Source organism: Duganella sp. S19_KUP01_CR8, assembly GCF_036688705.1.
Lineage (GTDB): Bacteria > Pseudomonadota > Gammaproteobacteria > Burkholderiales > Burkholderiaceae_D > Rugamonas.
The window spans coordinates 29,975-40,808 of the sequence record NZ_JAQQPR010000040.1 but is presented as its reverse complement, the minus strand read 5'-3'; the positions used below and the strand labels follow the sequence as shown (position 1 = coordinate 40,808).

At 66.4% G+C, this 10,834-nt stretch carries 2 protein-coding genes; both read left to right on the top strand.

All coding sequences use genetic code 11. The features are described from left to right. Positions 1-2,292, top strand: a 2,292-nt coding sequence (locus V6M89_RS27935; protein ID WP_442882009.1) for a beta strand repeat-containing protein, incomplete at its 5' end; no start/stop codon positions are given. A 450-nt stretch (positions 2,293-2,742) separates the two neighbouring features. Next, positions 2,743-10,665: a heme utilization protein gene (locus V6M89_RS27930; RefSeq protein WP_332856283.1), complete on the top strand. Its 7,923-nt coding sequence runs from the start codon at positions 2,743-2,745 to the stop codon at positions 10,663-10,665. Positions 10,666-10,834: the final 169 nt, after the last annotated feature.

The window sequence follows — 10,834 nt, the reverse complement described above, 5'->3', positions numbered from 1 at the left end:
GCCATCGCCGCGCTGGAAACGGCCGACCTGGTCGCCATCAAGACCGCCGCCATCGCCGCGCTGAGCACCGGCCAGGTGGTCGCGCTGAGCACCGGCCAGGTGACTTCGCTGACCACCGGCGCCATCGCCGCGCTGAACACCGCCGGCGTGTCGGTCCTGAGCACCAACCAGGTCGTCGCCCTGACTTCGGCGCAGATCGCCAGCCTGGGCACCGCGCAAGTGGCGGCCCTGTCGAGCAACGGCCTGGGCGCGATCCAGACCGCCGACCTGGCCGGCCTGTCGACCAACCACATCGCCGCGCTGCGCACCGCCCAGCTGGGCGGCCTGACCACCGACCAGGTGGCCGCGCTGTCGACCGGCCAGATCACGGCGCTGTCGTCGGCCGCGCTGGCCGCCTTGAGCACCGGCCAGATCGCCGCCCTGACCACCGCGCAAGCGAGTGTGCTGAGCGTCGCCCAGGTGGGTGGCCTGACCACCAACGGTGTCGCCGCGCTGGAAACGGCCGACTTCGCCGCACTGTCGACCAACGCCATCGCCGCGCTGAGCGCCAACCAGGTCAAGGCCCTGACCACCAACCAGGTCGTCGCCCTGACCACCAATGAAGCGGCGGCGCTGACCACCGCGCAAGTGGCGGCCCTGACCACCAACGCCATCGCGGCGCTGGAAACGGCCGACCTGTCGGCGATCAAGGTGGCGGCCATCGCCGTGCTGGGCACCGCCCAGGTGACGGCGCTGACCACCGGTCAGATCAACTCGCTGGCCACGGCCTCGATCGCCGCGCTGAACACCGCCGGCATCGCCGCCCTGAGCACCAACCAGGTTGTCGCGCTGACCTCGGCCCAAGTGGCCGCGCTGGGCACCGCGCAAGTGGCGGCACTGTCCACCGCCAGCATCGGCGCGATTGAAACCGCCGACCTGGCCGGCCTGTCGACCAACGACGTCGCCGCCCTGCGCACCGCGCAGCTGGCCGGCCTGAGCACCACGCAGATCAGCGTGTTGTCGACCGGACAGATCGCCGCGCTGGCCACCTCGGCCTTCTCGGTGGGCCTGAGCACCACGCAGATCGCCGCGCTGACCACCGGCCAGGCGGTATCGCTGAGCGTGACGCAGGTGGCCGCGCTGTCGACCAAGAACGTCGCCGCGCTGGCCACGGGCAGCCTGAACGTCTTCACCACCGCGGAAATCGGTGCGCTGAGCGCGGTCCAGCTGGGCGTGCTGAGCTCCGACCAGGGCGTGGCGCTGACCTCGACCCAGGTCGCGGCGCTGACCACCGCGCAAGCGGTCGGCCTGTCGACCAGCGCGCTGTCGGCTCTCGACACCGCCGACATCGCCGCACTGAGCACCGCCGCCTTCGCCGCGCTGAGCACCCGCCAGATCGTCAGCCTGCGCACTGCGGAAGTGGCCGCGTTGACCACCAACCAGGTGCATGCGATGACCTCGACCCAGTTGCACGCCTTGACCAGCGACCAGGTGCACGCCATGAGCACCGACCAGACCCACGCACTGTCGTACCTCACCCCGATCGTGCTGGACCTGAACGGCAACGGCGTGCAGACCACCGCACTGGGCCAGGGCGTGCAGTTCGACCTGCTGGCCAACGGCAATAAAGTCAACACCGGCTGGACCGCCGGCGGCGACGGCCTGCTGGCCCTGGACCGCAACCACGACGGCGTCATCAACGACGGCGGCGAGTTGTTCGGTTCGGGCACCACGCTGGCCAACGGCCAGAAAGCGAGCACCGGCTACCAGGCGATGGCGGAACTGGACAGCAACGGCGACGGCACCATCGACGCCAAGGACAGCGCCTACGCCGACCTGCGGGTCTGGGTGGACGGCAACGCGGACGGCGTCAGCCAGGCCGACGAGCTGAAATCGCTGCAAGCGCTGGGCATCACCAAGCTGAACCTGGACGTCAAGCAGGACGGCACGCTCAACAACGGCAACATCCTGGGTCTGACGTCGACCTTCGAGACGGCCGACGGCGCCACCCACGCGGCGGCCGACGTGTGGTTCGCCACCACGCCGACCAGCAACCTGAGCGGTAACGTCAGCGGCCTGGCGCAAGCGCTGTCCAGCTTTGCCGGCAGCAACGCGGCAGCGCCGGCGGCGGCCAAGCTGGAAGTCCCGGGCGGCAGTGTCAACGGCAACGTGGCGCAGCTGGCCGGCGCCATCCAGCAGTACAGCGAGAAATCGCTGGGCGCGCCGAGCCAGGCGGCCACCGACAGCGAGCTGCGCCTCAAAGCGCTGCAATCGCAAGGCGGCCATGGCTTGCTGGCCGCGCCGTCCAAGTAACACGGACCGGCAGTCATGAACGGCAGGGCTCAGGCCCTGCCGTTTTGCCCTCCACGACCCGGTTTTCGTAGCAGGATGCAAGTGTTGGCGCGATTTTTGCGTTGCATCTAGTAAACAAAAAAGCTTAATGCAGTCAGTAAATTTGTCGCTTTATACGGTCAGGGCGGTTGCCGACGCCCGGTTTGACGGCCTGATTAATTGAAACTATGTGCAGTACTCTTGCCATAAAATTGTTAACGCTAGGAAAATTCCTAGTGCTGGTATCCTAAAGTTGGCCTGGATATTGACGTTAAGAACTAAAGTGCGGCGCTCTTCTGGCGTTTAGCTCAAGCAATTCGGTAATAAATTCGTAAGTCTTACCCAATTTAACGTTGGAGCCTGGGGGGAAAGTCCCTGCTGGCTCCGATATTCGTCTGTATAGAACTGTGCAGTGCCCCAAGGAGAATGGAAATGAGCCTCGTAACAAGCATGAGTACCGACCAGATTGCAGCTCTGTCGACCCAAACAATTGCTGCTCTCGCGACTTCCGATATTGTTGCGCTCAATTCAGCTCAGACCCGGGCCCTGACCACGGACCAGACGGTGGCGTTGACCACCACCCAGATCTCCGCGCTCACCACCAAACAACTGACGGTCGGCCTGACGACCGACCAGATCGTCGCCCTGAGTTCGACCCAGGTCGGCGTGCTCAACTCGGCGCAGTTCAATGCGCTGGCGACGGAATCGATCGTCGCGCTGGAGACCGGCGACTTCGCCGCCCTGCGCACCGCCACCATCGCCGGCATGAGCACCGCCCAGCTGGCGGTCGTGACGACCGACCAGATCGTCGCGCTGACCGCCGCCCAGGCGGGCGCGCTGGGCAGCGCCCAGGTGGCCAGCCTGAGCACCGGCGCCATCGTCGCGCTGGAATCGGCCGACCTGATGGCCCTGAAAACGGCCGCCATCGCCGCACTGAGCACCGCCCAGTTCACCTCGCTGACCACCGACCAGATCACCAACCTGACCACCGCGCAAGTAGCCGCGCTGAGCACCGTCGACCTGGCGTCCGGCCTGACCACCAACCAGGTCGTCGCCATGAGCTCGACCCAGCTGTCGCTGCTGAGCACCAGCCAGTTCAGCGCGCTGGGCACCAGCGCCATCGCCGCGATTGAAACCGGCGACCTGATCGCGATCAAGACCAACGTCATCGCCGCGCTGAAGACCGCGCAACTGGTGGCCCTGACCACCGACCAACTGTCCAGCCTGACCACCAGCCAGATCGCCGCGCTGACCACCGCCAGCATCGTGGCGCTGACGTCCGACCAGGTGGTCGGCCTGTCGTCGCAGCAGATCGGCACCCTGAGCTCGGCCCAGGTCGCCGCGCTGAGCACGCTGAACCTGGCCGCGATTGAAACCGCCGACATCGGCGCGCTGAAAACCTCGGCGATTGCCGCATTGACCACCAACCAGGCCAAGGCCCTGACCACCGACCAGGTGGTCGCGCTGAGCTCGGGCCAGATCGGCGCGCTGACCGCCAACCAGGTCGCCGGCATGAGCAGCGGCCAGATCGCCGCCATCGAGACCAACGACATCGGCGCGCTGAAAACCGCCGCCGTCGCCGCCATGACCACCAACCAGGTCAACGCCCTGAGCACCGACCAGATCCAGGCGCTGAACACCGCGCAGTTCGCCGCGATGACCACCGCCAACCTGGCGTCCGGCCTGACCACCGACCAGATCGTCGCGATGAGCTCGAGCCAGTTCGGCGCGCTCAACACCGCCCAGTTCGGCGCACTGTCGACCAACGATGTCGCCGCCATTGAAACGGCCGACATCATCAGCCTGAAGACCGCGATCATCGCCGCGCTGAAAACCGCGCAACTGGCGGCCTTGACCACCGACCAGCTGTCGAACCTGACCACCAACCAGATCGCCGCGATCACCACCGCCAACATCCAGGCCCTGACCACCGATCAAGTGGTGGCCCTGTCGTCGCAGCAGGTCGGCACCCTGAGCTCGGCCCAGGTCGCCGCGCTGAGCACGCTGGACATCGCCTCGATCGAAACCGCCGACATCGGCGCGCTGAAGACCTCCGCCGTCGCCGCACTGAGCACCAACCAGGCCAAGGCCCTGACCACCGACCAGATCGTCGCCATGGGTTCGGCGCAGATCGGCGCGCTGACCAGCGCCCAGGTCGCCGGCATGGGCAGCGCCCAGATCGCCGCCATCGAAACCGGTGACATCGGCGCGCTGAAAACCGCCGCCATCGCCGCCATGACCACCAACCAGGTCAATGCGCTGAGCACCGACCAGATCCAGCAGCTGAACACCGCGCAATTCAGCGCGATGACCACCGCCAACCTGGCCTCCGGCCTGACCACCGACCAGATCGTCGCGATGAGCTCGAACCAGTTCGGCGCGCTCAGCTCGAACCAGTTCGGCGCGCTGTCGACCAACGATATCGCCGCCATCGAAACGGCCGACATCGTCGGCCTGAAGACCTCGATCATCGCCTCGTTGAAGACCGCGCAACTGGCGGCCCTGACCACCGACCAGCTGTCCAGCCTGACCACCAACCAGATCGCCGCGATCACCACCGCCAACATCCAGGCCCTGACCACCGACCAAGTAGTGGCCCTGTCGTCGCAGCAGATCGGCACCCTGAGCTCGGCCCAGGTCGCCGCGATGAGCACGCTCGACATCGCCACCATCGAAACCGCTGACATCGGCGCGCTGAAAACCTCCGCGATTGCCGCATTGACCACCAACCAGGCCAAGGCCCTGACCACCGACCAGATCGTCGCCATGGGTTCGGCGCAGATCGGCGCGCTGACCAGCGCCCAGGTCGCCGGCATGGGCAGCGGCCAGATCGCCGCCATCGAAACGGCTGACATCGGCGCGCTGAAAACCGCCGCCATCGGCGCCATGACCACCAACCAGGTCAATGCGCTGAGCACCGACCAGATCCAGCAGCTGAACACCGCGCAGATCGGCGCGATGACCACCGCCAACCTGGCGTCCGGCCTGACCACCGACCAGATCGTCGCGATGAGCTCGAACCAGTTCGGCGCCCTCAGCTCGAACCAGTTCAACGCGCTGTCGACCAACGATATCGCCGCCATCGAAACGGCCGACATCATCGGCCTGAAGACTTCGATCATCGCCACGCTGAAAACCTCGCAACTGGCGGCCTTGACCACCGACCAGCTGTCGAACCTGACCACCAACCAGATCGCCGCGATCACCACCGCCAACATCCAGGCCCTGACCACGGATCAGGTAGTGGCCCTGTCGTCGCAGCAGATCGGCACCCTGAGCTCGGCCCAGGTCGCCGCGCTGAGCACGCTGGACATCGCCTCGATCGAAACCGGTGACATCGGCGCGCTGAAAACCGCCGCCGTCGCCGCGCTGACGACCAACCAGGCCAAGGCCCTGACCACCGACCAGATCGTCGCCATGGGTTCGGCGCAGATCGGCGCGCTGACCGCCAACCAGGTCGCCGGCATGAGCAGCGGCCAGATCGCGGCCATTGAAACGGCTGACATCGGCGCGCTGAAAACCGCCGCCATCGCCGCCATGACCACCAACCAGGTCAACGCGCTGAGCACCGACCAGATCCAGCAGCTGAACACCGCGCAATTCAGCGCGATGACCACCGCCAACCTGGCGTCCGGCCTGACCACCGACCAGATCGTCGCGATGAGCTCGAACCAGTTCGGCGCGCTCAGCTCGAACCAGTTCGGCGCGCTGTCGACCAACGATATCGCCGCCATCGAGACGGCCGACATCATCGGCCTGAAGACCTCGATCATCGCCTCGTTGAAGACCGCGCAACTGGCGGCCCTGACCACCGACCAGCTGTCGAACCTGACCACCAACCAGATCGCCGCGATCACCACCGCCAACATCCAGGCCCTGACCACGGATCAGGTAGTGGCCCTGTCGTCGCAACAGATCGGCACCTTGAGCTCGGCCCAGGTCGCCGCGATGAGCACGCTCGACATCGCCTCGATCGAGACCGCCGACATCGGCGCGCTGAAAACCGCCGCCGTCGCCGCCCTGTCGACCAACCAGGCCAAGGCCTTGACCACCGACCAGATCGTCGCCATGGGTTCGGCGCAGATCGGCGCGCTGACCGCCACCCAGGTCGCCGGCATGAGCAGCGGCCAGATCGCCGCCATCGAAACGGCTGACATCGGCGCGCTGAAAACCGCCGCCATCGCCGCCCTGACCACCAACCAGGTCAATGCGCTGAGCACCGATCAGATCCAGCAGCTGAACACCGCGCAGATCGGCGCGATGACCACCGCCAACCTGGCGTCCGGCCTGACCACCGACCAGATCGTCGCGATGAGCTCGAACCAGTTCGGCGCCCTCAGCTCGAACCAGTTCGGCGCGCTGTCGACCAACGATATCGCCGCCATCGAAACGGCCGACATCATCGGCCTGAAGACCTCGATCATCGCCACCTTGAAGACCGCGCAACTGGCGGCCTTGACCACCGACCAGCTGTCGAACCTGACCACCAACCAGATCGCGGCGATCACCACCGCCAACATCCAGGCCCTGACCACGGATCAAGTGGTGGCCCTGTCGTCGCAACAGATCGGCACCCTGAGCTCGGCCCAGGTCGCCGCGATGAGCACGCTCGACATCGCCACCATCGAAACCGCCGACATCGGCGCGCTGAAAACCGCCGCCATCGGCGCCCTGTCGACCAACCAGGCCAAGGCCCTGACCACCGACCAGATCGTCGCCATGGGTTCGGCGCAGATCGGCGCGCTGACCAGCGCCCAGGTCGCCGGCATGGGCAGCGCCCAGATCGCCGCCATCGAAACGGCCGACATCGGCGCGCTGAAAACCGCCGCCATCGGCGCCATGACCACCAACCAGGTCAATGCGCTGAGCACCGACCAGATCGTTGCGCTGAGCACCGCCCAGATCGGCGCGATGACCACCGCCAACCTGGCGTCCGGCCTGACCACCGACCAGATCGTCGCGATGAGCTCGGCCCAGTTCGGCGCGCTCAGCTCGAACCAGTTCGGTGCGCTGTCGACCAACGATATCGCCGCCATCGAAACGGCCGACATCGTCGGCCTGAAGACTTCGATCATCGCCTCGCTGAAGACCGCGCAACTGGCGGCCTTGACCACCGACCAGCTGTCGAACCTGACCACCAACCAGATCGCCGCGATCACCACCGCCAACATCCAGGCCCTGACCACGGATCAAGTAGTGGCCCTGTCGTCGCAGCAGATCGGCGCCCTGAGCTCGGCCCAGGTAGCCGCGCTGAGCACGCTGGACATCGCCACCATCGAAACCGGTGACATCGGCGCGCTGAAAACCGCCGCCGTGGCCGCGCTGTCGACCAACCAGGCCAAGGCCCTGACCACCGACCAGATCGTCGCCATGGGTTCGGCGCAGATCGGCGCGCTGACCAGCGCCCAGGTCGCCGGCATGGGCAGCGGCCAGATCGCCGCCATCGAGACGGCTGACATCGGCGCGTTGAAAACCGCCGCCGTCACCGCCATGACCACCAACCAGGTCAACGCGTTGAGCACCGACCAGATCGTTGCGCTGAGCACCGCGCAGATCGGCGCGATGACCACCGCCAACCTGGCGTCCGGCCTGACCACCGACCAGATCGTCGCGATGAGCTCGGCCCAGTTCGGCGCGCTCAGCTCGAACCAGTTCGGTGCGCTGTCGACCAACGATATCGCCGCCATCGAAACGGCCGACATCGTCGGACTGAAGACCGCGATCATCGCCTCGCTGAAGACCGCGCAACTGGCGGCCTTGACCACCGACCAGCTGTCCAACCTGACCACCGGCCAGATCGCGGCGATCACCACCGCCAACATCCAGGCCCTGACCACCGACCAGGTCGTCGCGTTGAGCTCGCTCCAGATCGGCACCCTGAGCTCGGCTCAAGCGTCCGCCCTGAGCACGCTGGACATCGCCTCGATCGAAACCGGTGACATCGGCGCGCTGAAAACCGCCGCCGTGGCCGCCCTGTCGACCAACCAGGCCAAGGCCCTGACCACCGACCAGATCGTCGCCATGGGTTCGGCGCAGATCGGCGCGCTGACCAGCGTCCAGGTCGCCGGCATGAGCAGCGGCCAGATCGCCGCCATCGAAACGGCTGACATCGGCGCGCTGAAAACCGCCGCCGTCGGCGCCCTGACCACCAACCAGGTCAATGCGCTGAGCACCGACCAGATCGTTGCGCTGAGCACCGCGCAGTTCGGCGCCATGACCACCGCCAACCTGGCGTCCGGCCTGACCACCGACCAGATCGTCGCGATGAGCTCGGCCCAGTTCGGCGCGCTCAGCTCGAACCAGTTCGGTGCGCTGTCGACCAACGATATCGCCGCCATCGAAACGGCCGACATCGTCGGACTGAAGACCGCGATCATCGCCTCGCTGAAGACCGCGCAACTGGCGGCCTTGACCACCGACCAGCTGTCCAACCTGACCACCGGCCAGATCGCGGCGATCACCACCGCCAACATCCAGGCCCTGACCACCGACCAGGTCGTCGCGTTGAGCTCGCTCCAGATCGGCACCCTGAGCTCGGCTCAAGCGTCCGCCCTGAGCACGCTGGACATCGCCTCGATCGAAACCGGTGACATCGGCGCGCTGAAAACCGCCGCCGTGGCCGCCCTGTCGACCGCCCAGGCCAAGGCCCTGACCACCGACCAGATGGTGGCCCTGGGTTCGGCGCAGATCGGCGCGCTGACCAGCGTCCAGGTCGCCGCGATGAGCAGCGGCCAGATCGCCGCCATCGAAACGGCCGACCTCGGCTCGCTGAAAACCGCCGCCGTCGCCGCGCTGACCACCAACCAGGTCAACGCGCTGACGACCGACCAGATCGGCGCGCTGAGCACCGGCCAGATCCTGGCGATGACCACCGCCAACCTGGCTTCCGGCCTGACCACCGATCAAGTGGTGGCGCTGTCCTCCGGCCAGCTGGCGGCACTGAACACGGCGCAGGTCAACGCGCTGACCACCGGCGCCATCGCCGCGATCGAAACGGCCGACATCGGCGCGCTGAAAACGGCGATCATCTCGACGCTGCGTTCGGCCCAGGTCGCCGCACTGACGACCGACCAGATCTCGGTGCTGACCACCGGCCAGATCGCTGCCCTGAGCACCGCCAACCTGGCGGCCGCGCTGAGCACCGACCAGACCGTGGCGTTGACCACCACCCAGGTCGCGGTGCTGAGCTCGGCTCAACTGAACTCGTTGAGCACCAACGACATCGCCGCCCTGGGCACGGAAGACATCACCGTGCTGCGCACCGCGGTGGTCGGCACGCTGCAGACCGCCCACATCGCGGCGTTGACGACCGACCAGATCGTCGCGCTGTCGAGCCAGCAGGTTGCGGTGCTGACCTCCAACCAGGTCAAGGCGCTGTCCACGAATCAAATCGTGGCCATGGAGACCGCTGACCTGGTGGGCCTGAAGACCGCCGCCATCGCCGCCCTGAGCACCACGCAGATCCGCGCGCTGACGACCGACCAGATCCACTCGCTGACCAGCCAGCAGGTCTGCGCGATCACCAGCGCCCAGGTACCTGGCCTGTCGACCGACCAGATCGCGGCACTGCCTTCGCCGCTGGGTACGCCGATCGTGCTGGACCTGAATAACGACGGCATCAACACCCTGGGCCTGTCGGCTGGCGTGAACTTCGATCTGAACGCCACCGGCACCAAGGTCAACACCGGCTGGGTCGGCGGTGGCGACGGTCTGCTGGCCCTGGATCGCAACCACGACGGCGTGATCAACGACGGCGGCGAGTTGTTCGGTTCGGGCACCACCTTGGCCAACGGTCAGAAAGCGACCAACGGCTACTCGGCCCTGAACGAGCTCGACTCCAACGGCGACGGCGTCATCGACGCCAAGGACAGCGCCTACGGTGACCTGCGTGTCTGGGTCGACGGCAACGCGGACGGCGTCAGCCAGGCCGACGAGCTGAAGTCGCTGCAGGCCCTGGGCATCACCAAGCTGAACCTCGATGCCAAGGAGAATGCGTCGCTGAACAACGGCAACATCGTCGGTATCACGTCGACCTACGAGACGGCCGACGGCGCCAGCCACGCGGCGGCGGACGTCTGGTTCCAGACCGGTGCCGCGACGACCAGCCTGACCACCTCGGTGAGCGGCCTGGCTTCGGCGATGTCGAGCTTTGACGCGGCGGCGGCAGCGACCACCACCACGGCCAAGCTGGAAGTGCCGAACAGCGTCAACACGGCGGTGGCGGCGATGGCCGACGCGATCAGCAATTACGACACCAAGCTGACCGCGACGTCCAACTCGGCCTCCAGCGAGGAAACGCTGCGACTCAAAGCGCTGCAAAACGGCAACCACCAGGGCTTCCTGGCTGCCAAGTAAGCCACTTCCATAAGGGAAGCAAGAACGGCAAGGCCTGCGGGCCTTGCCGTTTTTTTTTAGCCCTCGAACTGACTGGTAAATCGGGCTGTGTTTCTACCACACAAAAACCTCCAGTCGGCACTGCGCTGGGTTAGAATCCGAAGGCTGGCACGATAGTGCGCTACTGCAA